Below are 26544 nucleotides of genomic sequence, written 5' to 3' on the forward strand. Positions count from 1 at the left end.
TCCCGGAGGATCAAGATCTGTCCCTACGGCCCCGGCGACCGATCAGGCAGACGCCCAGGCCAACGGGTGCTGTAGGGGAGCCCAGCGGGCCGGAGAGTCTCGGCCCGCTGGGTCGGCCTCTTCGGCTATCCCGCCGCTTCCGCCTGGACGTAGCGGGCCAGCACGGCTTCGATGCGGTCGACTAGCCGGAAGTCCAGGTCGGTGATCCGCTGTCCGGCGCTGTAGGTGGTGAGACTGAACGTCAGTTCTCCCCAGTGCAGTTCGACGTCCGGGTGGTGCTCCAGTTCCTTCGCGGCCTCGGCCACCGTGCCCAGAGCCTCGATCGCGGCGTAGTACTCCACGGGGAACGTCTTGTGGATCTCCTCGCGGTCGGTGGCCTTCACCCATCCGTCCAGCGCGGCCAGACGTCGAGTGACTTCCTCGGCCGGTAGCGGGTCGCGTAGTCCCATGCCCGTTGTTCCTTCCTACAGCGTCGCCAGTTGAGCTTTGACCTGTCGTCCGGTCTCATGGTCATGCCACGGCGTGAGGTGGTGCCAAACTCCGTGGAGCTCCTGCCGTAGCCGCGCCGAACTGGTCTCCCGGGCGACGGTGACCGCGTGCGTCACGGCGTCGGCGGCGGCCTCCGGGTTCCCGGCCTGAGCATGCGAGGTGGCTTGCCGTGCCTGGTACACGCCCTTGTCCCGGCGGGCCGTGGCGGGCAGGGCGGAGATGACCTGCTCCCACAGTGGCAGGGCCTCGCGGCCGAGGCCGAGACGGTTGTAGCAGGTGGCCCGCTGCACCTCGATGTAGCCGGGGGTGCGCCGGCAGGCGTTGAACCACGGGTAGTCGTCATCGACGCGGACCAGCAGGGCCGCGGCCTTGTCCAGGGCGTAGTCTGCGCCGCGCCGGTCGCCGATGAGGGCGTAGCCGTGGGCGGTCTGCTGCATCGCCTGTACCCGGACCTTTGCGCACAGGCCGTTCCCGTCCGTCAGGGCCGCGCTGGTCAGATCGAGGGTGCCGGGTCCATCCTGCTGGTCGGTACAGATCATCGCCTTGTTCGTCAGGGCGTGTCGGACGAGTTGGGTGTCTCCCACCCGGTGGGCGAGTTCGAGAGCCTGGTTCGCCCAGTGCGACGCGCTCACGAGGTCCCCGGCATCCTGGTAGAGCCAGGTCATCAGGCCCGCGTAGGCGACGCTCGTGCGCAACAGGGCGTGCCGTTCGGGGCCCCGGGCCACACGCAGGAACTGCCGGATGAGTTCCTGCTGCACCAGCACCGACGGAATCACGGTGTGCGGCCCCAACGCGGCCTCGGCCCGGTAGTAGCCGTCAAGCTGAGCCGCCAGATACTCGATGGCCTCAGGTGCAACCTGCTGATACGACGCCAAGGGCATGACCGCGCCCCCGACCAGGAACCCGGCACCGCTTCCCGCGAGAAACGTGCGCCGGTCGATGGCCACGATGACCACCTCCCCTACGTGTGCGATCACCCGGTACGGGTCAGCCGGCGGACCCGCGCTGTCTGTGAGCGGTACCCCGAGGATGCCGGGAACCGCCGATGCGGTGGGAGAGCCAACCGGGGCAGGGGGTGCCTCGCTGGGGCGCGGCCGTGGGAGCTTGAACCACAGCAGGTCTTCCGGGATGCACAGGACCTCGGCCCACCGGATGAGCTTCGTAAGGTCGGTCACCGGCTCACCCGACTCGATGCGGCTCAACTGGGTCTGAGTGATGCCCATCCACCCGGCCACCATCTCCTGAGACAGGAGAACAGTGTGATGAGGGTGGTTGCGGTAGGCCGCGATCACCCGGCCCATGTGCCGCTCATCAAGGGCGTCCCGAAGCTGATCGGAGGCGGTCCAGAACCCGGCCGGCACCTCCGGCGCAGCCGTGCCCCGTTCCCGAGCCCGGCGCTGGCAGGGCCCACACGATCCCCGGTCGTTGTCCCGGGCAAGGCGCGTGCCACACCGGCAGTAGCGAGAATCGTCTACCTGGTCACTCATCGCAGTGACGCCCCTTCGTGACCTCCCAGGCCCGGATCGTGCTTACGCAGTCTATCCAGCGCCGCGGGCCGCTCATACCTACGACGCATGGCGCCTATGCGTGCCACGTCTAGTGATCACGAATCGTTGATTTCACACTTGCCCCAGGCCCCGGGGCCGGGTCGAGGAAAGCCGTTCTTCAGATGACGGCGGTGGGCTCCTCGGCCTCGGGTGCCGCTCCAGGCGGAACGTCGAACGAGGGAGAAGACGGACAGTGGAAAGGATGAGTGGAGGCTGGCCGGGTATCCCGCAACTGTCGGGCGATCTTCCTTTAAGGATTCTGCGATTGCAGAGCGATGTTGCCGTCACCGCGATAGAAGAGCTGGAAAGCAAGCTCATCGACTACGAGAGCCGTGCCCCAGTCGACCCCCTTGAATACGCCGCGCTACTGGAACGAATCGAGAACATCACGGAGGAGGCTCAATGGATCAAGAACCAAATAATCAAGATCACGGATGGAGGGGGATCCAGCTCGGGGAGGTGATCGCCCGGCACATCCGGCCCTACGCCGTCCTGAACGGCTACGGTGTGCAGATCGCCACCTTCGCCACCTGGAACGACGCACACGTCTGGGCACACAAGAAAATACAGGACCCCGACGTCATTCTCCCCTTGGAGGTGGAGGACCGGACGCAGCGGATCACGCGGCGCATCACGCGAGAGACGTGTGAACTCATCGCTTGGACGATCTTCACGAAGGTCGGTGGCTGCGAGCCGATGAACGGGGAGGACGGCCCATCGCCTCGCACCCTCGACGAGAGTTAGCGCTACAGCAACCCCCTGTGTAATTCCCTCCTGATCTGGGAGTCGACCGAACGTGGACGAGATGGACGGCAGTCTGACCCTCGACCGGGCCGCGCCCGCGACGATCGTCGCCGAGCCTTCGGCGAGGAGACGCATTGAGCAGTACTTCCTGGCAGTCAACAACGCATTCCCATCGGTGCACGAAGTGGCGACCATCGTCATCACTCACATGCTGCCCGACCGGCCCTTCTTCCTGGACGCGGTGGCGCGAGGGAACGATCTTATATCGATTCTTCCCAAGCCGAAGTCCTGTGACCCGACGACGCGGGCCGCCATCAGCGGCCGGTACCACTGCGATGACCTGGACCGCGACCGCTTCACCCATCCTGCGAAAGTTCTCGCGTACATCGAAGAGCGGGCCGCAGGTCGAGACCTTGTCCTGCTGGATATCGGCGGCTACTTCGCGCCCGCGCTAACCTCCCTGTGTCGACAGTTCAGCGGGCGAATCGTGGGAGTCGTCGAGGACACGGAGAACGGGTACCGCAAGTACCTTTCGTGTGGGAAACCACCCTGCCCGGTTTTCTCGGTAGCCCGCAGTCCGCTGAAGCAGCCGGAAGACTATCTGGTGGGTCAGTCCATCGTGTTCTCCACCGAATCGCTTCTCCGAGAGCACGGGAACATCCTGCACGGCCGCGAGACCTGCGTCATCGGCTACGGCAAGATAGGCCGAAGCGTGGCGAACACCCTCCGAGCCAAATCGGTCCGCACCACCGTGTACGAGACAGACCCGGTGCGCGCCGTCGAAGCCATGTCGCACGGATTCGCAGTGAAATGGTCAAAGTCCGAGGCGCTGGGCCGCGCCGATGTCATCGTGTGCGCCACCGGCAACCGGGCGCTGGAGGGTGAAGACTTCACTTACCTACGGCCCGGCTCCTACGTGGCGTCCGTGACATCGTCGGACGACGAACTGAACCTCGCCTCGCTCCGCGGAACCTACCGCGTCGACCGGCTCGGCCCACACCTCAGCCGCATGACCTCATGGAACCATCATTTCTATCTGCTCAACGATGGAAATGCGGTCAACTTCGTCCACGGCGCTGCGGTCGGCCCGTTCATCTTCCTTGTCCAAGGCGAGATCCTCGCGGCCCTCGCGCTGCTGTCGTCGGGACAGACCATGGAGCCGGGCCTACACGAGGTCGGCAACCGGGAGCGTGAAATCATCGCCCGGTCCTGGCTGCGATGCTTCAACGAGGAGTGAACCCCCATGCCCGTCACGAACGACGACATCGCCAAGACCATCCGTGCGCATCTCGACGCACACCCGGAGGACGCCGAGTCTCTGGCCCCTCTGCTGGAAGCGGCCCGAGGAAGCGACGCGCCCCTGGCCTCCAGGACGACCACACCCGGCCACGTGACCTGCGGAGTGGTCGCAGTCACCTCTGATCGCCAAGTCCTCCAGATCCGCCACCGCAGCCTGAACCGATGGCTCCTTCCCGGCGGGCACATCGAGCCGGACGACGCCTCGCTCCTGGACGCAGCCCTACGTGAGCTGGCCGAAGAGACAGGGATTCCCCGGGCCTGGGCGAACCCTGCCCTCGAACGGCCCGTGGACGTGGACGCACACGTGATCCCACCGAACCCCGCAAAGCGGGAGCCGGAGCACATCCACTACGATCTTCGCTTCCTCCTGGCCATCGATCCGCCAGCCGGCAACGCCAATGTGGCGCTGCAACTGGAGGAGGTCGCTGACTACCGCTGGGCCCCGTTGACCGAACTGCCCGGCCGTCTGAGCGACCGTACCCGAGCTAACCTCCTCGCTCGACCCTGAATTGATCATCCGGGACCGACTTCTTAGGAACACAGAGATCAAAACGGCGGCCACGACGTCCCCTGATGCAGAGGGCATGATCGCCATCGCTAATGTTCTGTACGGTTTCAAGGCCGCCCCTTCGGGGCGGCAACCCCAGTTGGCCAGCCAGAACGAGGCAGGGGCGCCGCACGCGCCGCGCCGAACAGGACCCCGTCCGCCCCGCCGCGCGCCCGGGGCGGGGCCCCGCCTCCCTCCGGTCGGCACCCCACCCCGGGCGCGTCGGACCGGCCGCCCGTTCGGCGCGTCGGAGCGTCGTTGCGTTCCTGTGCTGTGCCATGCGCCTTGAGAGGGACAGGCGAGATGCGTGTCGGGATGTGACGGGGCTCTGCCCCGAACCCCGGCCCTTTCTCCGGAGGAGGGAGACCGCCGGCGGTGCCGGAGGGCAGCGGCGCGGCACGTCCGCTGGTTCCCCCGCCGGACGGACACCACAGGCAACCCCAGAACCCTCCGACCGCGCAAGGGCACACGCCTTCCGGTGGGGTCGAGCGCCGTCGGTGCCCTTGCACGGCCGAAGGAACCTGGGGTAGGGCTACGCCTGCCCGCCCGACGGAGGACCAGCTCAAGCCCCCGGCATGTCGAGGGTCGACGACCACCCAACCGGAGCGCCGCAAGGCCGACGAGCGGCCCTGTGCCCGTCGGATCGCCTGCCCCCACGGGTGTATGGTCCTGAGACCGGCCGATAGACACCGGAACGATCACGCTTCCTATCCTTCCGTTTCGTCTCGATTAGGATGGATGAAACGGAACGATACGTTATGTGTCCGGTGGGGTTCGTGTCCGTGGCCGCCGCCGAGCGCAGCCGTTCCGGTGCTCTTGGCCGCCGAGTCAGCCCCGCCGCCCAGTGGGAGCAGGCACGCCGCACAGCGCAGCCCTCAAGAACGCCGAAGTGCTCTCAGAGCGCCGCAGCTACACCCGCACCGGCCGACGGTCGCGGACCATGTCCGCCAACGCCACGACGCTTCGAGGATCGAGCCGAACCAGCTCACCACGCAGCCGCACGCCAGTCGGACCCACCGGAGCAGCCAACAGCAGCACGTGAAGCGCCTCTTGGTAGGGAGTCCACGCCGCCGGACCCACCTGGACGCACGGCGGTACCCATCCGGCCGCCATCAGAGGCCGCCGAGCAGGGAACCAAGGTCCGGCAAGGTCCGGAACCGCAGGATCACCGCAGAATCGCCGGGACTCACCCGCCAATGATCGATAAAGAGAACCGGCGGAAGCGTCGCCGTAACGTCCACCAAGTCGCGCAGGCTCGCGCCCGGCGTCATCGCCAGGTCGTACAGACCGTGATCGTCATGCGGATTGATCGTGACGAACGGACGCCCTTCGTACGGGTTGCGCCAGCCACCCCGACCGGACGGCGGAATACTAGACACGGGTCACCCCTGTTCACCCAGGTTGTGATCAAGGTTCCGGTGGGTGGTGCAACACCCGCCGGAACCGCCAACATCACCAACTATAGGGCATGGCGTCCCATAGTTCCGAAGAACAGGTAGGTACGTGGCGGAAGACCCGTTGATCGGTTACCGCGAGATGGCGGAACGGGCCGGCATTAGACCGGGCACGCTGCGTAACTATCGCGCCAAAGGACTACTTCCTGAGCCAGACGACATCTCGGTACCCGACCGACCCAGGTGGAAGACGTCCACCTTCGATGCATGGATGGCCAGCCGCCCCGGAAGGGGTGCGCGTACGGACCTCCGGCCGCCGGACGCTGCCGACTAATCGATCATCCCGCGAAGCGGCGAGCGGCACGGCCACGTCGGTAGAGCTGGACTACTTGCGGTAGCAAGCAACCGAGTGTGGGCAGGTCAAGCGTTGCTGCGACTACTTGCGTACCTGATTCCGTGTGTTGGAAGTGACGGACATCACGGTGTAATTTCGGTTCCTAGACGACCCGCGCCGCTTCTGCCTCGTCCACCGCCGCGCAAAAAGTGAAGTTCGCCAACCTGTTGCGTGCAGCGCTTCACGCCCCTGCTCGTCGACGCGGCGAGGCCGTGCCGGCACCTGCCCGGGGACAGGTGGTTCGTCGACGAGACGTATGTCAAGGTCGCCGGCCGGTGGACGTACCTGTACAGGGCGGTTGACCAGCACGGGCAGGTCATCGACGTCCTCGCCAGCGCACGACGCGACCAGGCTGCGGCACGCCGGTTCTTCACCGCGGCGCTGTCTCACGGCCGCCGGCCGGTCGAGGTCACCACCGACAAGGCCGCCGTTTACCCGCGGATCCTCGACGAGCTGGTACCCGAGGCCTGTCACGTGGATGCCGCGCGGGAGAACAACCGGATCGAATCCGATCACAGCCGGTTGAAAGCCAGGCTCCGCCCGATGCGCGGACTGAAACGGCTGCGCTCTGTCCAGACGATCAGCGCAGGGCATGCCTTCGTCCAGAACATCCGCCGCGGCCACTACGAACTCGGGATCGACACCGACTCGCACGCACGGCTGACAGCCGCGTTCACCGAGCTCACCCTCGCGATCTGATCACCCGTTCGGCAGGGTCAACCATGCCCTGCCTTCCCCCAATGCAACAGACCCGCTGCGGTCGGTCGAGGACCTTCTGGCACGCCGGTCAGGCGTGGCACTCCGGGAGGTGCCCACCGTTGAATTCCACCATTTCCGCGAAGAGCGGCTCGACCGGCAGCGCGGCTGCCGGCGGTGCCCCCTGATGCTCGGCGATCGCGCGGTGCAGGTTGGGGACCAGCCGCTCCGGGTCCTTCCAGCCGGCGAATCGGCCTGCCGAGCATTGGCGGGCCGCCTGGATCGGTGTCAGCCCCTTACGCATCGCGTCTCCGGCGGCGTCCCGCAGCCACAGTAGGTACGCCTCCGTCTCGTCGAAGGCCTCGGGGCCGGCGATCGTTCCGTGCCCGCCGACCACGACTTGGGCACCCGTCTCGCGCATCCGGCGGACAGCGGTCAGCGACCCCGCGACCGTGCCCATCAACAGGAAGGGCGTACACCCCGGCAGCACCACGTCGCCGGTGAACAGCACCTTCTCGCCGGGGAGCCACACCACGGTGTCGTGCCCGGTGTGCGCGGGCCCCACGTTGAAAAGCTCGGCCCGGCAGCGGCCCAGGTGCAGCGTCAGTGCGTCGTGGTAGGTCACCGTCGGTAGCACCGGATCGACATTGCCCCAATTCACCTCCGGCCAGAGGCCGGTCAGTGCCAGCCCCGTCTCCGCCATCTCGGCCCGGGTGCCGTGCTGGGCGATGATCGTCGCCGTGTCGGCGAAAAGGTGATTGCCGAAGGTGTGGTCGCCATGGAAATGAGTGTTGACCAAGTACTTCACCCCGCCACGACTGAGGCCGTCCACTGCGGTGCGCAGCAAGGTCGCGCGCCGCTCGGTGGCCGCGGTGTCGACGAGCAGGATGCCGTCGTCACCCACCACCACGCCAGCGTTGTTGAGACACCAGCCTCCGTCCGGCTGGACATAGGCGAACACGCCGTCCGCCACCTCCGTCATACGTGCCGCCACCGCGCTGGCGGCGGCGCGAGTCGCTGTCACCGGACTTCCCGCTCCTCGGTGGAGGATACGGGCGCCGCCGCGCCGGCCAGCGTCCGGCGGCTATTGGCCCCCAACGCGTCCCGGAGGTAGCGGCGTCCCTCGGCGAGAGAACTGCTCGGGCCGAGCACCGTGCGCAGCGCGTCCGGGTCCAACACGACGGTGTGTCTCGCCGTGACCGAGTCGGGCCCGTCCGGCACCCGATGGAAGATCCACACCCCGCTGTGCCCGAGAAGCGTCGAGGGTGGCCGGGTCTGCTTGTAGGCGATTCTGTCGTTCGCCAGGCACACCCGCACCGACCGGGTGGTGTGCGTCGACCCGTCATCGCCGCTGACCGTGTCCATCTCCAACTGTTGGATGCCCGGCATCTCCTCGGTGAGCACCACACGGCGAACGTGCGGGAGCTGATCCGGCCAGCGGTCCGCCCGGTCGATGAAGTCGTACGCCTCCTCGGCCGACCCGGTGAGCTCGACGGTGTCCTCGAAGGTGAAGACGACTTCCGCGACCGGATGACCGAGCTCCGCCACCCGGCGCAACGCCGCCAACTCTTCGACGCTGTTGCGTTCCAGGGCCGCACTGATCCACTGGACGGCAGCGGCGTCGTCGTCCACCGCGGTGAACTCGTGGTCCAGGATCACCTCGGTGCGGCCACCGGGCAAGGGCAGGACCTGCCAGCGTCCGCTCATCGCCGCCACCGGTGGCTGGCTCCGTTCCTGGCGGAAGCCGATCGTCCGCAGGTGCCGGTCGACCTCACGCCGCGACGTCCACGTCTTGACCTCGCCGCCGACCAGGGCCCAGAGCTGGAAGTGTTCCTCGCTCTCCGTACGCTCGAGGTAGCGCAAGAAGATGTTCGGACCGAAGATCGCCGGCCACCGTTCAGCCTCGGTGAGCAGTTCGAAGACCAGGTCCGCCGGGGCCGCCACCACTTCTCGATGCGATGTCCGGTGCTTCGTAGGCACAGTAGGCGCACCCTTCACGACGTCTGCCGCAGCCGCTCGGCGCTGTTGACGGCGGCGAGCACGGCCTCCGGCGTACGCAGCTCCATGACCTGCTCGTCCGGCAACACGATGCCGTAGCGGCGCTGGATCTCGGCGGCGAGCTCCAGCAGGGCGAGCGAGTCGTAGCCGAGTTCGGTGAACTCCTGGACGGCGAAGTCGCCGTCCAGGGTTCCGCTGTCGTCGGCGCCGGAGTTCTCGACCAGAATCTTTTTCAGGTCCTCGAGGGTTATCAGAGACATGTCTTTCCCTTCGTGAGAGTGCGCGCGCTTGACCTGATCGGTGACTGGCGTGTGCCGGTGTCCGCGAGGATCTGGTCAGGCACGGACGACGACGGCGGAATTGAAGCCCCACCGGCCACGGGCCAGCACCAGCGCGACGGTCATGTTCCGCTCGCGCGGGGCGTTCTGAACGAGATCGATCCGATGTCCAGCGGCGACCTGCGCGTCGTGTGGGGTCGGCGGGATCACGCCCTCGCGCAGGGCCAGACAGGCGGTGACGACGTCGAGGGGGCCGCCGCCCGAGAAGAGCCGCCCGGTCCCGGCCTTGGGGGCGGTAACGGGCACCCCGTAGGGGCCGAACAGCCCGGTCACCGCCTCGGCCTCCGCACGGTCGAGCTCGGCGGTGCCGGCGGCGTCGGCGAAGACGACCCCCACGTCGGCGGTCGTGACCCCGGCGTCCTCGAGGGCCAGTTCCGCGGTCCTGCGCAAGCCCGGCGGTCGGCCCGACCCCGGGGCGGGGTCGAAGGTCGCCGCATACCCGGCGATCTCGCCGTACCGGGAGCGGTCCCCGCGCCCGTCCAGGCTCTCGCCGCCCTCCAGGACGAGGATCGCACCGCCCTCACCCGGGACGTGCCCGGAGGCCGCCGCGGCGAACGGCAGATACGCCTGCCCCGGATCATCCGTGGTGCTCACCGTGCCGCTGGAGAGATGCGCGCCCCGGCCCCACGGGCCGAGTGCGGAGTCGACGCCGCCGGAGATCACCAGGGGCGTGCCCCGTCGGATCGCCCGGCGGGCGTAGCCGATGGCGTCCAGCCCGCCTGCCTGCTCGCCGACGAGCGCCGTGCCCGGTCCGCGCAGGCCGTGCCGAATGGACACCTGTCCCGTCGTCACGGCGTAGAACCAGGCGAACGACTCGTAGACGCTGACGTGCTGGGGTCCGTCGTGCCACAACTTGTCGAACTCGCGGTGGGTGAAGTCGAAGCCGCCGCAGGCATTCGACGTCATGACGCCCATGTCGTACTCGTCCCGATCGTCGGGGCGCACACCCGCGTCGTTGATTGCCCAGTCGGCCGCGGTGAGCGCCAGCCGGGTAGAGACGTCGGTCTGGGGCAGCAACCGGCCCGGAAGGTGCCGGGCGGCATCGAAGCCGGTGATCCGGCCGGCGAGCGCCCCGACATGCCGGTCGTCGAATCTCGAGATGCCGGAGCGCCCCGCTAGCGTCGCCGCCCAGTACTCCGCGATACCCAGCCCGGTCGGCGCGACCACGCCGACTCCGGTGACGAAGACCCGCTGCGTCATGCTGCCCGTCCTCCGGGCTGACGAAGCACCATTGCGCTCTGAAACCCGCCGAACCCGCTGCCGATCGTCAGCACCGTGTCGAGGGTGGCCTCCCGGGCCACGCGCGGCACGTAGTCTAGGTCGCATTGGGGGTCCGGCAGCCGTAGGTTCGCGGTCGGGGGGATGACGCTGTACCGCAAGGCGAGAGCGCAGGCGGCCACCTCGATGGACCCGATCGCGCCCAGGGAATGGCCCACCATCGACTTGATCGAGCTGATCGGCACCCGACGCGCGTGCTCACCGAGGCTGGCCTTGACCGCCGCTGTCTCGTGTAGATCGTTCTGTCTGGTACCCGAGCCGTGCGCGTTGACGTAGTCCACGTCCGACGGATCGAGCCGGGACTGGGCGAGCGCGGTGCGGATCGCCTCGGCCATCTCCCTGCCGTCCGGCTTCAGACCGGTCATGTGGAAGGCGTTCAACCGGGTGGCGTACCCGGTGACCTCAGCGTAGATCTCGGCGTTGCGACGCCGGGCGTGCTCGTACTCCTCGAGCACGAACATGGCGCAGCCCTCGGCGAGGACAAAGCCGTTGCGCGATCGGTCGAACGGGCGCGAGGCCGTCGCCGGTTCGTCGTTGTACGACGTGGTGGCTTTGATGGCGTCGAAGCACGCCAGCACGATGGGTGAGATCGGAGTGTCTGTCGCGCCCGCTGCCATCACATCCACTACGCCGTCCTCGATGAGGTGCAGCGCGTGGCCGATCGCGTCCAATCCGGAGGTGCACCCGTCGGAGACCATGGTGACCGGGCCCTCCGCGCCGACGGTCCAGGCCACCTCGGCCGCCATCACGCTGGGCACCATGTGATCGAACATGTGCGGCGTCAGGTGCCGGGTGTCCATCTCGCGGGTTCGGCCGCTGTCGAACAGCACGAGGTACTCGGCTTCCAGAGAGGTAGCCGCCGCGACAGCGCTGCCGAGGCTCACCCCGATCCGGTGGGGTTCCACCCGGTCCAGCTCCAGACCGCTGTCCTCGACCGCGTCGCGGGTGCAGACCACCGCGAACTGGGCCGCCCGGTCCATCCGGCGGATCTGCCGTGGGGTCAGCCCTTCGGCCTGGGCATCGAAGTCGACCTCACCGGCCACCTGGCTGCGGAACGGCCCCGCATCGAAGAAGGAAATCCGCCGGGTCGCGGTCCGGCCGGCCGTCAGAAGGTTCCAGAAGTTCTTGGCTCCTCCGCCACCGGGTGCGCGTACTCCGATCCCGGTGATCACCACGCGCCGGTTCGGTTTCATGAATTCCTTTCCCCGTGGAGTAGTCACCTGTCGTTCACCGCCTCCGCCGCATGGCGGGCGAAGCCACCCGCCCGCGCGGCGAACTGGAGACCGCTGTGGCCCGCCCCGCAGACGACGTCCCGCCAGAACCGTCCGAGATCCTCGCCGTCGGCCTGCCCTCGGCTACCCGAGCCACGCATCAGCCGGTCCACCGCAGCGGAGAGATACTCCGCGGCCAGCGCGCAGTCCCGACCGTTACGGGACTCCTCGTAGGGCGTCACCGCGCCCTCGTCGAGCACCTGCGCCACCCGTTCCAGGAGCAGGCCCGCCGTGTCGATCTCCCCGCCGGAACGGGCCAGCACCATGTCGTACGCCAGCCGGTCCACCGGGCCGGATATGGCCGGGCCGGGCCGCTGCAACTTCGGTCCGATCAGCGACCACCACCGGTGCAGGGCGCCGCGGGCCGCCCCGAGCAGTGGACCGGTGAGAGTAAGGCCGTTGGCCGCCTTCATCGGTACCTGATGGCAGGGCGCGTCCTCCCCGGGAGCTGGCCCGTCGGCGAGCACCCGCAGGGACACCGAGTGGGACGCCGGAACCCGCACGTCGTCAAGAACGAGCGTGTTGCTGCCGGTGGCACGCATGCCCACGTTGAACCACGTCGGTTCGATCCGGTACGCCGGCCGCGGCACCGCGAAGAACCGGTACTCGTCCCGGCCGTCACGGACCGCCCGGGCGCACACCAGGGCCCAGTCCGAGTGGTCGACGCCGCTCACGTACGGCCACTGCCCGTTGAGCCGCCACGAGTCGCCCCCCGCAGCCGCCTCTCCCCCGGGCATCAGCCCCGCGACGATCAAGGCGTCCGGGCCGCCGGCCCAGACGGCAGCGCGGCCCGCTTCCGGAAGATAGGCTGCCATCCGGGCGGCCGCGGCGATCAGTGACGCCACCCAGGCCGTCGAGGCGCAGGACGCGCCGATGGTGGCCACGGCGGGCAGCAGAGCACCGAAGGTGCCACTGTCCCCCCCGTACCGCGTGGGCACGAAGTGCCGGGCGAACCCCGCGGCGAGCACGGAGTCGATCGACGCACGCGGGAGTCGCCGGTCGGTCTCCGCCTCACGCACGTGCTTGGCGGCCGACACCGCCGCCACCTCCGCCGCCGCCTGCAGAGTGGAACCGGCCGTGGTCAGCTTCATGTCTGCCTCCGGTGGTACGGCACTGGACCTCAGTAGTTGCCGAGACCGCCGCAGACGTTGATTGCCTGGGCGGTCACGGCGGCAGCCTCGTCACTGACGAGGTACTCGACCATCGCGGCGACCTCGTCCGGCCGGACATAGCGGCCGATCGGGACACGCGCGGTCACCCGGTCGTGCGCCTCGGCCTCGGTGACGCCCCAGAGCTTGGCGTAGGTCCCACGGACGGTCTGTGCCATGGGCGTCTCGACGAAGCCGGGGCAGACCGCGTTCATGGTGACGCCGGTCTTGGCCAGTTCCAGGCCCCATGCCTTGGTCAGGCCCACCACACCGTGCTTCGCGGCCGAATATGGTGCGCCGTTCTGCACTCCCTGCTTGCCCCCTGTGGAGGCGATGTTGATGATTCGCCCGCCCGCCCGGCCGGCCAGGCCACCGGCGCGCAGCGCTTCCCGGGTGACGATGAAGACGCTGTTGAGGTTGGTGTTGATGACGTCAAGCCACAGCTCGTCGGCGATCTCCGCGGTGACGCCGCCGCCGCTGCGTCCGGCATTGTTGACCAGAATGTCCAGCGGCCCGAACCGGTCGACGACCGCGCAGATCAGATCGGTGACCTGCGTCCCGTCCGTGACGTCGCAGGCCCGGCCGTCCACGGCGAGGTTCTGTTCCTGTAGTGACTTCACCGTCGCGGCCACATTGTCAGCCGATCGCGCGCAGAGGTACACCCGGGCGCCGCGACGCGCGAGCCGGGTGGCAATCTCCAGTCCGATACCGCTGGTGGCACCGGTGACCAATGCCACCGGCTGGCTCTGCTGGCTCATGTTTCCTCCGATGACTCCGCCATGGTCGGCCGACCCCGACATTGCGGCAGCCCTCTCGAAACGCGGTCGAGCCGTCGTGGAGCACCGGATGGGCCGCCGGGCGGCCGTTTCGAGTGCCTCTCAACCCACTCGCATTAGTTTCGCCGCAGCCCGGACCGCGGCCCGGCCGCGGGTCATCAGGAGAGGAAGCCAATGTCCGCCACCGCGATCAGCACCGATGTCTACACGCAGGTCCAGCAGTTCTACGCCCGGCAGATGCACGCGCTCGATGCCTGCCGCTTCGACGAGTACGCGGCCACCTTCACCGAGGACGGCGAGTTCAGCCACACGCCGGGGCGGCCCGCGGCCCACACCCGGGACGGCATCGCACGCGAGCTGCGGGCTTTCCACGAGGAGCGTTTCGCCACCGAGCCGGTGCAGCGCCGCCACTGGTTCAACATGATCCACCTGATCGAGGCCCCGGACGGGAGCCTGCGGTCCACCTTCTACGTGCTCGTGGTGACCAGCCGTCCCGGTGAGCGCCAGCCCGAGATCGCGCCCAGTTGCGTTGTCCACGACGTGCTGATCCGCGCGGACGGGGGGCTACTCAACCGGTCCCGGCGGGTCGAGCACGACTACCTGCTTGACCTCAAGCGCACTTGAGATTGCAGGCTGTTTCTGACGTCCCCGGCCCTGATGGGCCGGCGTCGGAACATCCGGAGAGGAGATCCATGCGGGCCGCGGCATTCTACACCTTCGGTGGTCCGGAGGTGCTACAGGTGGTCGAGGTTGCCACACCCGAAGCTGGGCCGGGAGAGGTTCGGGTCCGAGTCGAGGCGGCGGGCGTGCAAGCGTACGACTCGTCGGTACGGTCCGGCTGGACACCGCCGGGGCAGACCCTGCGGTTCCCGCAGATAGTCGGCAACGACTTCGCCGGTGTCGTCGACGAGATCGGCACCGGCGTCACAGACTTCCGGATCGGCGACGAGGTGCTCGGCTGGGCCATGCTCGCCAGCTGCGCCGAGTACGTCGTCGTCCCTCCAGAGCAGGTCGTCTCCAAGCCGTCCGGGATGACCTGGCCGCAGGCGGGCACCCTGTCGGCGTCGGCGCAGACCGCACACACCGCGCTGGACGAACTGAAGGTCAGCGTCGGCGACACTCTGCTGATCCACGGCGCCTCCGGCGGCGTCGGAACGGTCGCGGTGCAGCTGGCCCTGGCCGCGGGCGCGACGGTGATCGGAACGGCCGGCCCGGCGAACCAGGACTACCTGCGCTCGCTGGGGGCCACACCGACCACCTACGGCGACGGACTGGTCGACCGCGTGCGAGCCCTGGCACCCGGTGGTGTCGACGTCGCCCTGGACGCCGCGGGCGGCGCGGCCCTGGATGCCTGCCTCGAGGTGGTCGCCGACCGGAGCCGGATCGGCACCCTGGTGGATTTCGCCCGGGCGGACGAGCTCGGCGTACGATTCCTGCGCAGCCAGCGCTCGGGTCAGCGGCTACGGGCGATCACCGACCTGTACCGCGCCGGGCGACTGACGCTGACCGTGTCGGAGGTCTTCCCACTGGACCGGATCGCCGACGCGCACCGTCGGATCGACACCGGCCATGCCCGCGGCAAGACCGCCGTCCTGCTCCGGGGGTGAGCGGCGTGCTGATCGAGGTCTTCTACGACGTGCTGTGCCCCTGGTGCTACATCGGTAAGCACCGGCTGCGGCGGGTCCTGACGGATTTTCCCGGCCGCGACGAGGTTCGACTGCGGTGGCGCAGCTATCAGTTGTCACCGGACGAGGGGCGCATCCCTGGCCCGACCGCCGCCGAGGCGATGGCCACATGGACCGCACCGGACCAGCTGCCCGTGCGGCTGGCCCTGATCGAGCAGCTCGGCACGGACCTGGGCTTGGCTATCGACCTCGACAAAGCGCGTCCCGTCAACACTTTCGACGCGCATCGGCTGACCCATTTCGCGGCCGACCATGAGCGGGCCGATGCGCTCGTCGAGGCGCTGCTGCGGGCCTACCAGGCGGAGGGGCGGAACGTCGCCGACCACCTCGTCCTGCTGGAGTTGGCGCACGAGGTGGGCCTGCCCGAGGAGGAGACGGGCGCGGTGCTCGCCGGTGACCGCTACGCCGACGCCGTCATCGCCGATCAGCGCCGCGCCGCCGAGTTGCGGGTGAGCGGCGTGCCGACGCTCGTCGTCGACGGCGGCCGGCCGTTCTCGGGCATGCAGCCGCCGGAGATGGTCCGCGCCGAGTTGGACCGTGCCGCAGCGGCCTCCAGGGCACTGTTGCATCGGCGGAGTCCGTTGTCCCACGGCCGCCGTCCGGTCATGATCGAGTGATGCGTCGGCGTCGTGCCTGTCCACCGGTCCCAGTGTCGGAGTTCGCCGGCTTCCGGTTCCCACCCGAGGTGATCGTCCTCGCCGTCCGCTGGTATCTGCGGTACGCGCTGTCCTACCGGGATGTCGAGGAGCTCCTCGCGGAACGCGGCCTCGAGGTTGATCACGTCACGGTGTACCGGTGGGTGCGGCGCTTCACGCCCCTGCTGGTCGACGCGGCCCGGCCGTGCCGGCACCGGCCCGGTGACAGGTGGTTCGTGGATGAAACCTACGTCAAGGTCTCCGGCCGGTGGACGTACGTGTACCGGGCTGTTGACCAGCACGGGCAGGTCATCGACGTCCTGGCCAGCACCCACCGCGACCAGGCCGCCGCCCGACGCTTCTTCGCCCGGGCGCTGACGCACGGGCGCCGCCCGGTCGAGGTCACTACGGACAAGGCCGCGGTCTACCCGCGGGTCCTCGACGAGCTACTCCCTGGGGCCTGTCATGTCGACGCCGCCCGGGAGAACAACCGGATCGAAACCGACCACGGCCGGTTGAAAGCACGGATCCGGCCGATGCGCGGACTGAAACGCCTCCGCTCCGTCCAGACCGTCAGCGCCGGACACGCCTTGGTCCAGAACATCCGCCGCGGCCACTACGAACTCGGAATCGACAGCAGCCCGCACCTGAGGTTGGCAGCCGCGTTCACCGAACTCGCCGCAGCCCTCTGACCAGCAGACATCCGGCCCGTTGGCATACCCAGCTTCCCCATAATGCAACAGCGCCTGTAACAGTGCCGATGCCGCGCCGTACCGGAGCATCCGCGCACCGACACGCAGGTAGCACAAGTGCTACCCTCGGAGGGTGGACGAGATAGGGCTTCGAGAGGTCCGGCAGAACGCCAGCGACCTGGTGCGCCGCGCCCAGGCCGGTGAACGGCTCACCATCACCGTGGCCGGCCGGCCAGCAGCCGTCCTCGGCCCGGTGAGTCCGCGTACGTGGCGGCGCTGGGACGATCTGGCTGATCTCTTCGCGCAGCCGGAGGACACCGACTGGCCGCAGGACCGCACCCTCGTCGACAATTCCCTCACGGATCCCTGGGGGCGCCGATGACGCGCGGCGTCCTCGACACCAGTGTCCTGGTCGCCACAGACGTCACCCCCCTCCCCGGCGAGCTGGCCGTCAGCGTCATCAGCATCGCCGAACTCCAGTTCGGCATCCTCGTCGCCAGGACGCCCCAGGCCCGCGCGACCCGGCTCGCCCGCCTCAGCGCGATCCAACGACGGTTCGACCCGCTGCCCGTCGACGACGCCGTCGCCGACAGCTACGGACGTCTCGCCGCCCGTGTCGTCGAAGTCGGGCGCCAGCCACGCGCACGCACCATGGACCTGCTGATTGCGGCCACCGCCCACGCCCACGGAGCCAGCATCTACACCCGCAACGCCGCCGACCTCGCCGGCCTGGAAGACCTCCTGAGGATCGTCACGATCTAGGCTGGCGCTGTTGCATTATGGGGAAGCTGGGCATGCCAGCGGCCGGGACGACCGTCGGTCAGACAGCGGCGGCGAGTTCGGTGAACGCGGCTGCCAGCCGTATCTGCGGCCTGGTGTCGATCCCGAGTTCGTAGTGGCCGCGGCGGATGTTCTGGACCAGCGCGTGGCCGGCGCTGATCGTCTGGACGGACCGCAGTCGTTTCAGTCCGCGCATCGGTCGGAGCCGTGCTGTCAACCGGCCGTGGTCGGCTTCGATCCGGTTGTTCTCCCGGGCGGCGTCGATGTGGCAGGCCTCGGGTACCAGCTCGTCGAGGACCCGCGGGTAGACCGCGGCCTTGTCGGTGGTGACCTCGTCCGGGCGGCGCCCATACGTCAGCGCTCGAACGAAGAATCGCCGGGCGGTTGCCTGGTCGCGCCGTGTGCTGGCGAGGACGTCGATGACCTGCCCGTATTGGTCGACCGCCCGGTACACGTAGGTCCAGCGGCCGGAGACCTTGACGTAGGTCTCGTCGACGAACCACCTTCCGCCAGGACGGTGCCGGCACGGCCGGGCCGCCTCCACCAGCAAGGGCGTGAAGCGCTGCACCCACCGATAGACCGTGACGTGGTCGACCTCGAGGCCGCGTTCAGCGAGCAGCTCCTCGACGTCCCGGTAGGACAGTACGTACCGCAGGTACCAGCGGACAGCGAGGACAATCACCTCAGGTGGGAACCGGAACCCCGCGAACTCCGACACCGGAACCGGTGGACAGGCACGACGTCGACGCATCACTCGATCATGACTGATCGACAGCCGCAGGACAGCGGACTCCGCCGATGCAACAGTGCCTCGGCGAGGCGATGCGTTCGCTGCACGACTGCGCGGTGGAGATGGTCCTCCGTGAGCGTGAGGAGCCGGGCAACGGCGCTCTGGGTGCCCTGACCGTGGTTCGGGACGAGGACGGCACAGGGTTCTCCGACGAGGAACTGGTGTCGACCGTCCTGCTGACCGCGATCGCCGGTTACGAGAGCACGGTCGTCCAGATCGGCAACGGGTTCCTGGCGATGTTCCGGCATCCGGAGCAGATGGAGCATCTGAAGCGGGGCAGGACGGACATCGCGGCGGCGGTCGAGGAGATCCTCCGTTATGCCCAGTCCAGCACTGGCTTCGCCGGCATGACGTACGCGATGGCCGACGTGGAACTGGGCTCGGTCACCGTCCCCGCGGGTGCCACGGTGTTCGTCTCGCTGGACTCCGCTGCCAGGGACGAGGCCCATGTCGACAGCCCGCAGCGGTTCGAGCTCTCCCGCGGTTCGGCCCGGCATCATGTGACGTTCGGCAGCGGACACCACTACAGAGCTTGAATGGTCAGGGTCTGGCTACGGCGGTTCCGGGTCGATGATCAGTTCGGTCTGGCCGAGGAAGCCGGCGATCAGGTCGGGCCGGTACTGGACGCGTTTGAGCAGGGTCTTGATCGTGGCGGTGAGCTGGTCGACGGTGACCCGGACGTGGTTGCCCAGGTCGCGTTTGACGTGGGCCCACACGCCTTCGACGGGGTTGAGGTCGGGGGCGTAGGCGGGCAGGGGGATCACGGTCAGCCAGTGGGCGTGGCGGGTGAGGAACCTGCGCATCGCGGCGCTGCGGTGGGTGTTGAGGTTGTCCCAACACAGGATGATCGGAGCACGGGGCTGGTGGTGCGCGGCGACGAGCAGGGTGGCGTAGTCGTCCTCGGAGAAGCTACGACGCTCGCCCTTACGGCCGTGGTGGGTCAGGACCCGGTAGAACAGCCGGGGCCGCTGGCCGGGCCGGTAGCAGACCAGGGCTGCCATCGAGACCCGCCCGGAGCCCTTCCCGGACACTCGCACGGTCGGGGTGTGTCCCCGTGGGGCCCAGGTCCGGGCCTTCGGGGGTCGCAGGCTCTGCCCGGCTTCGTCCTCGAAGACGATCCACGCGCCGGTCGTCGCCGCTAGCCTCGTACCTTCGCCCAGGTCTCGGCCCGCCACGCGGTGATCTTCTCCTCGTCGCGTTCGGTGGCCCGGCGGGCGGGGACCTGAGGGCTGTAACCCATGCGGTGCAGCAGGTACGACGTACCGCGCAGGGTGTAGCGGGTGCGGAACAGCCGGCCGATCAGCAGGGTCACCCGGGCCAGGGTCCAGCGCTGGTCGGGCCAGCCGTGCGCGGCCGGACCGCGGTCCAGTTCGACCCGTAGCCGGTCACGCTGACTGTCCGACAGGCGGCATGACGCACCACTGGGTCCTCGTGAGGCCAGCGCCGCCGTGCCACCGGCCTGCCAGAGCCGTTTCCACTGGTAGGCCGACTTCGTACTCACCCGCAGCCGCCCGGCGACCTCGACCGGATCGACCCCGGCGGCGAACAGGTCCGCCGCCTGCACCCGGACCACTTCCCGACGGGCACGACCCTGCGCGGTAAGCCCGCCACCATCCGCATACCTCATGCCCGATACAAGCGTCGGACACGGCCGGGTCATACCCGGACAGACCGGATGTGATCAAACAGACCCCGACCATTCAAGATCTGTACTGCCTCGGGGCCTCGCTGGCCCGTGTGGAGCTCCAAGAGGGAATCAGCCGGCTGCTGCGGCGATTCCCCGGGCTACAACTGGTGGGGGCGCCCGAGGAAGTGGTGATGACCCGTAACCTTCTCCACCATTATCCGCGCGAACTGACGGTCACCTGGTGAAGCGGCCGGGATGACGCCGGGGGTGGCCGATGATCGTCATTCAGTCACCGGTCGCGCCGGCGGCGGGCCTACGACGAACTTTCCCGCCCCGGGCGGTATGAATTCCGTCGGACGCCGCATCGGCTCGGCGAGCGGATTCTCGTAGGCCAGCCCGAGACCTGCGGCCAGCGCTCCCACCCGGCTGAGTCCTTCGGTCGCAGCCTCCACGGTGAAGTAGGTGCGACTGGTCGGCGGATAGCCGATCAGCGCCACCACCTTCGACACCCCGGGCGGACGGCCGTAGGCCGAGTCCTTGTCCTCCCAGAGGTACACCGCGCCCCAGGACTCTCCCCAGGGTGACCCGCAAAGTCTGTTTGTGCAGGTAGACGGTGTGAGACGGGGTGCGGGGGGCTGGGGCCGGTGGTGGTGTGAGGATCCGGGCCCGGCTGCTGTTTCGTCGCTGTGAGTAGCGCGTGTGAGGGTGGGTTCCGGCGCCGGCGGAAACGCCACCGATGACGTTCTGTGACAGCCGGTGGGGTGGGTGGGGCGGTGGGGCCGTGGGGTCCGGGGGAACAACGGCGGGCCACCACGGTGAGGGTGGCTGCGGTGAGGCAACGGGGTCCCGGTAGGACGGGGATTGCCTAGATCACCAGCCGTAGGGAGCCCCGTTGCCGGTCCAGTCTCGCATGCCCGTCACTCCCACCGATCTCGGACAGGCCGGGTCGGGGCAGCTGGTCCGGATGCGGCGGTCGCTGCGGGTCCTGGGGGCGCACGGCGGTGAGGTGCAGGGGCTCGCCGACGTACTCGCCGGGGTGCCTGACCCGCGGGACCCGCGAGGGATACGTCACCGGCTCCCGGTGATCCTGGGACTGTCCGCCGCAGCGGTCGCCGCGGGGGAGAAGTCGGTGGAGGAGATCGCGGCCTGGGCTGCGCACGCCCCGACGCAGGTCCTGACCGCTCTCGGGGCGCGGGTCCATCCGGTGACCGGGCAGCCGCAGGCACCGTCGGTGGACACGATGATCCGGGTCCTGTCCGCGGTGGACAGCTCGGCGCTGGCGAGGGCGGTCGGGATGTTCGCCGCGGCCCGCGCCCGCCAGGCCCGTGGTGGTGGGCGGCGGGTGGTCGCGGTCGACGGGAAGACCCTGCGTGGCGCGGCTGGGCCTGAGGGGCGGGCACCGCACCTGCTCGCGGTCGCCGAACACGGCACGGGTGTGGTGCTCGCCGAGCATGAGGTCGGCGCGAAGACGAACGAGGTCACCGCGTTCGCACCGCTGCTCCGCGAACTGCATTCCCATGATCCGCTGGATGGGGTGGTGGTGACCGCTGATGCGTTGCACACGACCCGCGCCCACGCCGACCTGATCGTCACCGAGCTGGGAGCGCACTTCGTGTTCACGGTGAAGGCGAACACCCCGGCGTTGTCGGTCGACTGCCACCAGGCGACCGACTGGACGAAGATCCCGATCGGGCACAGCGCCGAGGGCAGGGCCCATGGACGGTTCGAACGACGCACCATCCAGCTGGCCCAGGCCAGCGAGGCGATCCGTGCCCGCTATCCCCACGCCCGCACCGTGGCGCGGATCCGCCGTCATGTCCGGCGGACCGTGACCACCGGCACGGGCCGGGCCCGGGTCACCCGGACGATCCCGAGCACTGTCACGGTCCACGTCCTGACGAGCCTCACCCTCGACGCGGTCACACCCGCTGATCTCGCGGGCTACGCCCGAGGGCATTGGACGATCGAGAACAAGGTCCACTGGGTGCGCGATGTGACGTTCCGTGAGGATGCCTCGCGGGTTCGGACCGGCCCACTGCCCCGCATCATGACCACACTCCGTAACCTGATCATCGGGCTGATTCGCCTCGCTGGCCATAACCGCATCGCCCCGACCATCCGCAGAATCCGACACGACAACGCCCTGCTCCTGGCCATCCTCACTCTCGACAACCCCGCTGACCTGCATCAATGACTTTGCGGGTCACCCTGGGACTCTCCCTCCGGACCCGTGTTGGAGATCCACAACTTCTGACGCAGCCCCTTGACCTGGGAATACGCCTCAACGGCATAGTCGCGGAGGTAGTCCCGGAGGGAAGCAACCGTCTGATCGGATCTGGACAGGTCCCACAGAATAATCGAACAGTACATCTGACTCCTTGGTGGAACGGCTTTTCTTCACTCTTTCCTCAGACACTTTCAAGTGATCCTTGAGTTGAACTCGACTTCCTTGCGCACGGCCGGGATGAGTCATATAGTCCCCGATGGATCGCCATTAGTTTACGATAAGAGACTCGCCGAGAAGGAACTTGGGATGCCCGCTAAGAAGAAACTCTCCGCCGTCGTGCGAATCCAGCAGGAGGGTGGAAACGCCAACGTCGCCAAGATTGGCCAGGCTCTCGGTACCTATGGCGTCAACATCGTCGGGGTGATGAAGGAGTTCAACGAAGCCTCGGCGATCCACCACGGGCTGCAGGTCTCGGCAGATGTTTCGATCTTCGAGGACCGCTCCTTCGAGCTCTCCGTCAAGTCGCCCGCCACGACCAGTCTGCTGCTCCAGGCCGCGGGTGTCCGCAAGGGCAGTCCGAGGCCGCATGCCGAGCACGCTGGTGCGGTCACCGTCAGCCAGCTCCGTGAAATCGCCAAGGTCAAACTGCCCGACCTCAACGTCGATTCGATGGAAGCGGCGGAAAAGATAGTGGCTGGAACGGCGCGCTCCATGGGAATAAAGGTCACCGGTTGAAGTGGGCCGCGGCCGGCGGAACCAACGCGGGGAGACAGGATGGCATTGGGTATCGAAGACCGGCTCGAGCGCAATCGACTCGCGACTCAGCTGGCTGGCGCGGCCCTGACGCATTTTCTGGCGGATGACGAGAAAAGCGTGGCGGCGTGCATCCGGCAGATACCGGATCCGCCCGGACCCTGGGTCGGCATGCTGCGCTTCGCGGCCTTGGCGGTCGCGGTCATCGCCGAGGACAGTGGCGTGGAGCAGCGGGACGTCGCCCAGCAGCTCCTACTCAGGGTCGCTGAGCTCCAGGAGTGAGTGGTACGGGGGGGTCGAGGACTCGTTGTCTTCAGGGGAGGGCCTCCTCGATCCAGCCCCTGATTGTGGTGTGGTGGGCAGCCCAGGCGCCCCACACCTGCGCCGCCCAAGCTCTGAGCAGGGTCTCGTACTCGCCGGCATCATCGGCGGGGGCGAGGTCGGCGATTGTCATCCGGCCGTGGAGCAGTACGGGGTCGAGGTCCAAGGGGTGGAACACCGGTCGGGCGACCATGCGCCGGTGCAGGCGCGGTCCTTCCCTCGGGTCGGCCCCGTCCTCCAGGAACAGACACAGCGTCATCAGGCAGATGGACAGGCCCTGCACCCGACGCGGCTGCGACCAGTCGACGTGCTGCGCGGTGTAACTGTCGACCAGCAGCTGGTGGGAGGAGTAGCGGGCGGGGTCGTTGTAGGACCGGCCGAGCATCTCCGTGTACAGCAACCAGCACCCGGCCGAAGCCGCCGCCGCCTGGCCGGGTATCTGCTCCGGTGGCTCCGGCAACATGAGCCCGCAGCCGGGGCAGTCCCGCGCCGGCCCCGCCGAAAAGCCCATCATTCGGCTTTCACCTGCCTTTCAGTGCCAGTCGCGCCCAGCCACGCACTGTCTCGTGTTGGGCCGACCAGGACCGCCACACGGCCTCGGCCCAGTCGCCGAGGCAGGCGGCGCGCTGTTCAGGGGCCACGGAACGGACATCGGCTACGGTCATGTCGCCCATTCGCTCCGGCGGAGGCAGATAGGGCCAGGCACTCGCGCCCAGAAGCGGCAGGACAGTACGGCTCATCCTGTTTAACCGCGTCATCAGCTGCGCCGCCGGCAGCCGCTCCTCGATATGCAGACACAGCGACGTCAGGTGCACTGCCACGGACTGGCGCTGCCGCAGCTCGTGCTCCGCCCCTCCGGGGTGCTGTGCCGCATAGCAGTCCAAGGCCAGCCTCAGCTCCGCTTGGGCCAGGTTCTGAGCGGTCACCTCGCCGTACAGCTGCCAGCACCCCGGGGAGGAACACATGTAGGCATGGACAGGCCCGGATACGTCCGACACTTCGGCGCCGCATCCGACGCAGACCACCGTCGGCATGTCGCTGACCGCCCGTTCTCTTCGACCGAAGACTGACAGCCCCTCCGTGGACCTTATGCCAAGCCGGGCGGCACGCCCGCTCGTTCCGGGTCTGTAAAGTTACCGGTGCAACTGTGGCGAATCGGACTACCTGCGGCCTGCGGTGAGCCGGCCGTCGAACGCGACGTCGAAGGCGTTGAGCGCGCCCTTCCAGCGGATCACCCAGCGCTTACGGCCAGGGCTCCGGCGAGGTAGCGCAGCGTCATAGTTGGTAGCTGTTGGTAGCCTGCCTGGTGATCACTTCTGGGCATCCGATGGGCGATTGATTGTCGCTAAAGCTCGTCGTGGATTCGTGCCATAGCAACTTGACCTGGCGCCGACCGTGATTCGACGGCGCATTTGGCGTCACTGGGCACGCGATTATCTGGAAATGCTTGACGGGATGCAGGCTCCCCGTTGAGAAAGAAGTGGCCTTCCGCTTGGGACAATGTAAGTACCACCAAACAAACCCCCAAGACAGAAGGCCACCACGTGACATCATGCCAGCCTGACCCCTGCATGTCCAACGAGCCTGTCGATTGCGAGCAGCTCGACATCTCCAGCCTGCTCGCGATGCTCGGCGAAATTCCCGACCCACGTAAGGCGAAGGGAGCGATCTACAGCCTGCGGTACATCCTGTCGACCTCGCTTGTCTCGACGATGACCGGCGCAAAGCGCCTCAGTGAGATCGGCCGCTGGGCGGCGAGAATCCCTCAGCCCCTACTGGCCCGGCTGGGAGCACCTTACGATCACTTCCTCGGACGGTACCGAGTACCCAGCGAGAAGACGATCCGCAGGGTCCTCCAGGTCATCGACGTCGCGGCACTGGACGCCCGCATCGGTTGCTGGCTGTTCGCGCAGACCACCTGGGAGAACGGGGAGCATATCACCATCGCGGTCGATGGCAAGGTCATGCGTGGCGCCTGGGTAGATGAGAAGACACAGGTCAAGCTACTCGCCGCGATGATCCACGGCAGGGGTCTCGTCATCGGACAGATCCGTATCCCCGACGACACCAACGAGATCACCCAGGTCGAAAATCTGCTCGACCAGCTTCCGGAAATGCCAGGACATCCGACCGTGACCCTCGACGCGGCGCATACGCAGGACGACACCGCAAAGGACATCGTCAAGCACGGAATGGACTACGTGATGACGGTGAAGGGGAATCGCCCGACCCTCAAAAGGCAGACATTCGAACGGGTCCTTCCGCTTCTCCAGGAACCAGCCCACCACGAGGTCCAGGAACGCGGACACGGCCGGATCAAAAACTGGCAGACCTGGACTACGAAAGCCGACGGCATCGAGTTCCCACATGTCAACAAGGCGGCCATCATCCGGCGAGACGAGTTCGACCTCACCGGAGTTCGCCTCACCCGCGAATACGCCCTCGCCCTCACCAGCGCTACGGGCACGCACGCCACAGCGTCATACTTCCACTCCCACGTCCGCGGCCAATGGGGCATCGAGAACGAGATCCACTACATTCGCGACACTGCCTGGCGTGAGGACGACGATCCGATCTATACCGGGAACACGAATCAGGCTTTCGCGAGCCTCCGGAACCTGACCATCGGAATCCTCCGCCTCAACGGCAGGAGGAAAATCAAGGAAACCCTGGAGGACGTCGCCGCCGATCGCCACGCGGCACTCGACCTGCTCGTCACAGCCTGTAGCGGATCAAAGCGGTGAGCTACCTCGCCGGAGCCCTGGCTTACGGCCCTGACCAGTCGGGTCGAGGCTCATGACCGCCATGTAGATGCACTTCAGCGCGGCGGTCTCGTTCGGGAAGTGCCCACGGGCCCGGACCGCGCGGCGGCGGATCCGGGCGTTGACGCTCTCGATCGCGTTGGTCGAGCAGAACACCCTGCGGATCTCCGCGTCGAAGGCCAGAAACGGCGTGAACTCGGCCCAGGCGTTCTCTCACAACCTGACGATCGCCGGATAACGGGCGCCCCAGGCCTCGGCGAACTCCGCCGGGTAGCCCGGGGGGATCTCACCCCCGGGCCCCCACAGAACGCAGCGTGACAGTCTCCCGTCACTGCGCTCGTCTCATCCAGTCC

Annotated in this window: 33 protein-coding genes and 2 pseudogenes; 17 read left to right on the plus strand and 18 right to left on the minus strand. The window is 68.0% G+C overall.

From position 1 onward, the window contains the following. Positions 1-125: 125 nt before the first annotated feature. Positions 126-449 carry a 4a-hydroxytetrahydrobiopterin dehydratase gene (locus FRANCCI3_RS20655; RefSeq protein ID WP_011438456.1) on the minus strand — a complete coding sequence of 108 codons (324 nt, stop codon included), beginning with the start codon at positions 447-449 and terminating at the stop codon, positions 126-128. Positions 450-464: 15 nt separating this feature from the next. After that, entirely contained in the window at positions 465-1976 is a 1512-nt protein-coding gene (locus FRANCCI3_RS20660; protein ID WP_011438457.1) for a helix-turn-helix domain-containing protein, read from the minus strand. 325 nt (positions 1977-2301) lie between these two features. Between FRANCCI3_RS20660 and FRANCCI3_RS27190 the strand changes: the two genes are divergently transcribed. Genes FRANCCI3_RS27190 through FRANCCI3_RS20675 form a run of 4 tightly spaced genes read left to right on the plus strand, consistent with a single transcriptional unit; the run spans position 2302 to position 4587 of the window. Continuing rightward, positions 2302-2499 carry a hypothetical protein gene (locus FRANCCI3_RS27190; protein ID WP_162492186.1) on the plus strand — a complete coding sequence of 66 codons (198 nt, stop codon included), beginning with the start codon at positions 2302-2304 and terminating at the stop codon, positions 2497-2499. Further along, entirely contained in the window at positions 2496-2780 is a 285-nt protein-coding gene (locus FRANCCI3_RS20665; protein WP_235463305.1) for a hypothetical protein, read from the plus strand. Before FRANCCI3_RS27190 ends, FRANCCI3_RS20665 begins: the two co-directional genes overlap by 4 nt. A 52-nt stretch (positions 2781-2832) precedes the next feature. Then, a complete protein-coding gene (locus FRANCCI3_RS20670) occupies positions 2833-4017 on the plus strand; it encodes an adenosylhomocysteinase (RefSeq protein ID WP_011438459.1) in 1185 nt (394 codons plus the stop codon). 6 nt (positions 4018-4023) lie between these two features. Next, positions 4024-4587 (plus strand): NUDIX hydrolase, encoded by a 564-nt coding sequence (locus FRANCCI3_RS20675; protein ID WP_011438460.1) that lies wholly within the window; start codon positions 4024-4026, stop codon positions 4585-4587. A 948-nt stretch (positions 4588-5535) separates the two neighbouring features. On the opposite strand, the gene FRANCCI3_RS28625 is transcribed toward FRANCCI3_RS20675, so the two are convergent. Continuing rightward, positions 5536-5664 (minus strand): hypothetical protein, encoded by a 129-nt coding sequence (locus FRANCCI3_RS28625; RefSeq protein ID WP_255353912.1) that lies wholly within the window; start codon positions 5662-5664, stop codon positions 5536-5538. 74 nt (positions 5665-5738) lie between these two features. Continuing rightward, positions 5739-6005, minus strand: coding sequence for a hypothetical protein (locus FRANCCI3_RS20685; RefSeq protein WP_011438461.1), 267 nt, complete (start codon positions 6003-6005; stop codon positions 5739-5741). Between the two features lie 580 nt (positions 6006-6585). Here FRANCCI3_RS20685 and FRANCCI3_RS20695 point away from each other — a divergent pair. After that, a pseudogene (locus tag FRANCCI3_RS20695) lies at positions 6586-7113 on the plus strand (IS6 family transposase); the annotation flags it as partial. 88 nt (positions 7114-7201) lie between these two features. On the opposite strand, the gene FRANCCI3_RS20700 reads toward FRANCCI3_RS20695, so the two are convergent. The 7 genes from FRANCCI3_RS20700 to FRANCCI3_RS20730 form a co-directional block, all read right to left on the minus strand. Continuing rightward, complete coding sequence (locus FRANCCI3_RS20700; protein ID WP_011438464.1) at positions 7202-8134, minus strand: MBL fold metallo-hydrolase; 933 nt, start codon at positions 8132-8134, stop codon at positions 7202-7204. Continuing rightward, complete coding sequence (locus FRANCCI3_RS20705) at positions 8131-9108, minus strand: aromatase/cyclase (protein ID WP_308726833.1); 978 nt, start codon at positions 9106-9108, stop codon at positions 8131-8133. The genes FRANCCI3_RS20700 and FRANCCI3_RS20705 overlap by 4 nt, the downstream gene beginning before the upstream one ends. After that, positions 9105-9368 carry an acyl carrier protein gene (locus FRANCCI3_RS20710; protein ID WP_011438466.1) on the minus strand — a complete coding sequence of 88 codons (264 nt, stop codon included), beginning with the start codon at positions 9366-9368 and terminating at the stop codon, positions 9105-9107. The genes FRANCCI3_RS20705 and FRANCCI3_RS20710 overlap by 4 nt, the downstream gene beginning before the upstream one ends. Before the next feature lie 75 nt (positions 9369-9443). Continuing rightward, a complete protein-coding gene (locus FRANCCI3_RS20715; RefSeq protein WP_011438467.1) occupies positions 9444-10646 on the minus strand; it encodes a ketosynthase chain-length factor in 1203 nt (400 codons plus the stop codon). After that, complete coding sequence (locus FRANCCI3_RS20720; protein WP_011438468.1) at positions 10643-11917, minus strand: beta-ketoacyl-[acyl-carrier-protein] synthase family protein; 1275 nt, start codon at positions 11915-11917, stop codon at positions 10643-10645. Before FRANCCI3_RS20720 ends, FRANCCI3_RS20715 begins: the two co-directional genes overlap by 4 nt. A 23-nt stretch (positions 11918-11940) precedes the next feature. Next, a complete protein-coding gene (locus FRANCCI3_RS20725; protein ID WP_011438469.1) occupies positions 11941-13086 on the minus strand; it encodes an acyl-CoA dehydrogenase family protein in 1146 nt (381 codons plus the stop codon). 29 nt (positions 13087-13115) lie between these two features. After that, the gene (locus FRANCCI3_RS20730) at positions 13116-13901 is read right to left on the minus strand and encodes an SDR family NAD(P)-dependent oxidoreductase (protein WP_023841932.1); all 786 of its coding nucleotides are present in this window, start codon (positions 13899-13901) and stop codon (positions 13116-13118) included. A gap of 192 nt (positions 13902-14093) precedes the next feature. Between FRANCCI3_RS20730 and FRANCCI3_RS20735 the strand changes: the two genes are divergently transcribed. From FRANCCI3_RS20735 to FRANCCI3_RS20760, 6 genes are all read left to right on the plus strand, one after another. After that, on the plus strand, positions 14094-14543 hold the full coding sequence (locus tag FRANCCI3_RS20735) for a nuclear transport factor 2 family protein (RefSeq protein WP_011438471.1): 450 nt from the start codon (positions 14094-14096) through the stop codon (positions 14541-14543). Between the two features lie 68 nt (positions 14544-14611). After that, positions 14612-15526, plus strand: a complete 915-nt coding sequence (locus tag FRANCCI3_RS20740; protein ID WP_011438472.1) for an NADP-dependent oxidoreductase — start codon at positions 14612-14614, stop codon at positions 15524-15526. A 5-nt stretch (positions 15527-15531) separates the two neighbouring features. Beyond that, on the plus strand, positions 15532-16221 hold the full coding sequence (locus FRANCCI3_RS20745; RefSeq protein ID WP_011438473.1) for a DsbA family oxidoreductase: 690 nt from the start codon (positions 15532-15534) through the stop codon (positions 16219-16221). 32 nt (positions 16222-16253) lie between these two features. Beyond that, a complete protein-coding gene (locus FRANCCI3_RS20750; protein ID WP_035912354.1) occupies positions 16254-16931 on the plus strand; it encodes an IS6 family transposase in 678 nt (225 codons plus the stop codon). 133 nt (positions 16932-17064) lie between these two features. After that, a complete protein-coding gene (locus tag FRANCCI3_RS20755; RefSeq protein ID WP_011438475.1) occupies positions 17065-17313 on the plus strand; it encodes a type II toxin-antitoxin system Phd/YefM family antitoxin in 249 nt (82 codons plus the stop codon). Then, on the plus strand, positions 17310-17693 hold the full coding sequence (locus FRANCCI3_RS20760) for a type II toxin-antitoxin system VapC family toxin (RefSeq protein ID WP_011438476.1): 384 nt from the start codon (positions 17310-17312) through the stop codon (positions 17691-17693). The genes FRANCCI3_RS20755 and FRANCCI3_RS20760 overlap by 4 nt, the downstream gene beginning before the upstream one ends. 58 nt (positions 17694-17751) lie before the next feature. On the opposite strand, the gene FRANCCI3_RS20765 is transcribed toward FRANCCI3_RS20760, so the two are convergent. Beyond that, positions 17752-18429, minus strand: a complete 678-nt coding sequence (locus tag FRANCCI3_RS20765; protein WP_023841936.1) for an IS6 family transposase — start codon at positions 18427-18429, stop codon at positions 17752-17754. Between the two features lie 80 nt (positions 18430-18509). On the opposite strand from FRANCCI3_RS20765, the gene FRANCCI3_RS20770 reads away from it, so the two are divergent. Next, complete coding sequence (locus FRANCCI3_RS20770; protein ID WP_011438478.1) at positions 18510-19037, plus strand: cytochrome P450; 528 nt, start codon at positions 18510-18512, stop codon at positions 19035-19037. Between the two features lie 15 nt (positions 19038-19052). Here the strand turns inward: FRANCCI3_RS20770 and FRANCCI3_RS20775 are convergent, their stop codons facing one another. Together FRANCCI3_RS20775 and FRANCCI3_RS20780 are read right to left on the minus strand one after the other, a co-directional pair. After that, complete coding sequence (locus FRANCCI3_RS20775; protein ID WP_011434592.1) at positions 19053-19676, minus strand: IS630 family transposase; 624 nt, start codon at positions 19674-19676, stop codon at positions 19053-19055. Further along, a complete protein-coding gene (locus FRANCCI3_RS20780) occupies positions 19640-20128 on the minus strand; it encodes a winged helix-turn-helix domain-containing protein (protein WP_049761030.1) in 489 nt (162 codons plus the stop codon). Before FRANCCI3_RS20780 ends, FRANCCI3_RS20775 begins: the two co-directional genes overlap by 37 nt. Positions 20129-20178: 50 nt before the next feature. On the opposite strand from FRANCCI3_RS20780, the gene FRANCCI3_RS20785 reads away from it, so the two are divergent. Continuing rightward, on the plus strand, positions 20179-20373 hold the full coding sequence (locus FRANCCI3_RS20785; protein ID WP_041258026.1) for a hypothetical protein: 195 nt from the start codon (positions 20179-20181) through the stop codon (positions 20371-20373). Between the two features lie 36 nt (positions 20374-20409). On the opposite strand, the gene FRANCCI3_RS23700 is transcribed toward FRANCCI3_RS20785, so the two are convergent. Then, the gene (locus FRANCCI3_RS23700; RefSeq protein WP_049761007.1) at positions 20410-20685 is read right to left on the minus strand and encodes a hypothetical protein; all 276 of its coding nucleotides are present in this window, start codon (positions 20683-20685) and stop codon (positions 20410-20412) included. 353 nt (positions 20686-21038) lie between these two features. On the opposite strand from FRANCCI3_RS23700, the gene FRANCCI3_RS20795 reads away from it, so the two are divergent. The 3 genes from FRANCCI3_RS20795 (at position 21039) to FRANCCI3_RS20805 (ending at position 23390) form a co-directional block, all read left to right on the plus strand. Next, positions 21039-22322: an ISAs1 family transposase gene (locus FRANCCI3_RS20795; protein ID WP_049760812.1), complete on the plus strand. Its 1284-nt coding sequence runs from the start codon at positions 21039-21041 to the stop codon at positions 22320-22322. A gap of 339 nt (positions 22323-22661) precedes the next feature. Next, positions 22662-23090, plus strand: coding sequence for a 50S ribosomal protein L11 (locus tag FRANCCI3_RS20800; protein ID WP_023842267.1), 429 nt, complete (start codon positions 22662-22664; stop codon positions 23088-23090). Between the two features lie 39 nt (positions 23091-23129). Beyond that, positions 23130-23390: a hypothetical protein gene (locus FRANCCI3_RS20805; RefSeq protein ID WP_011438481.1), complete on the plus strand. Its 261-nt coding sequence runs from the start codon at positions 23130-23132 to the stop codon at positions 23388-23390. Positions 23391-23421: 31 nt separating this feature from the next. Here the strand turns inward: FRANCCI3_RS20805 and FRANCCI3_RS20810 are convergent, their stop codons facing one another. Together FRANCCI3_RS20810 and FRANCCI3_RS20815 are read right to left on the minus strand one after the other, a co-directional pair. Next, positions 23422-23943 (minus strand): DUF5946 family protein, encoded by a 522-nt coding sequence (locus FRANCCI3_RS20810; RefSeq protein WP_011438482.1) that lies wholly within the window; start codon positions 23941-23943, stop codon positions 23422-23424. A 7-nt stretch (positions 23944-23950) separates the two neighbouring features. Next, entirely contained in the window at positions 23951-24463 is a 513-nt protein-coding gene (locus FRANCCI3_RS20815) for a DUF5946 family protein (protein ID WP_011438483.1), read from the minus strand. Positions 24464-24898: 435 nt separating this feature from the next. Between FRANCCI3_RS20815 and FRANCCI3_RS20820 the strand changes: the two genes are divergently transcribed. Then, on the plus strand, positions 24899-26173 hold the full coding sequence (locus FRANCCI3_RS20820; RefSeq protein ID WP_232235313.1) for an ISAs1 family transposase: 1275 nt from the start codon (positions 24899-24901) through the stop codon (positions 26171-26173). Here the strand turns inward: FRANCCI3_RS20820 and FRANCCI3_RS25095 are convergent. Then, positions 26162-26455, minus strand: a pseudogene (locus FRANCCI3_RS25095) (transposase); the annotation flags it as partial. The gene FRANCCI3_RS20820 and the pseudogene FRANCCI3_RS25095 sit on opposite strands and share 12 nt — an antisense overlap. Positions 26456-26544 lie beyond the last annotated feature (89 nt).

The organism is Frankia casuarinae, assembly GCF_000013345.1.
GTDB lineage: Bacteria > Actinomycetota > Actinomycetes > Frankiales > Frankiaceae > Frankia > Frankia casuarinae.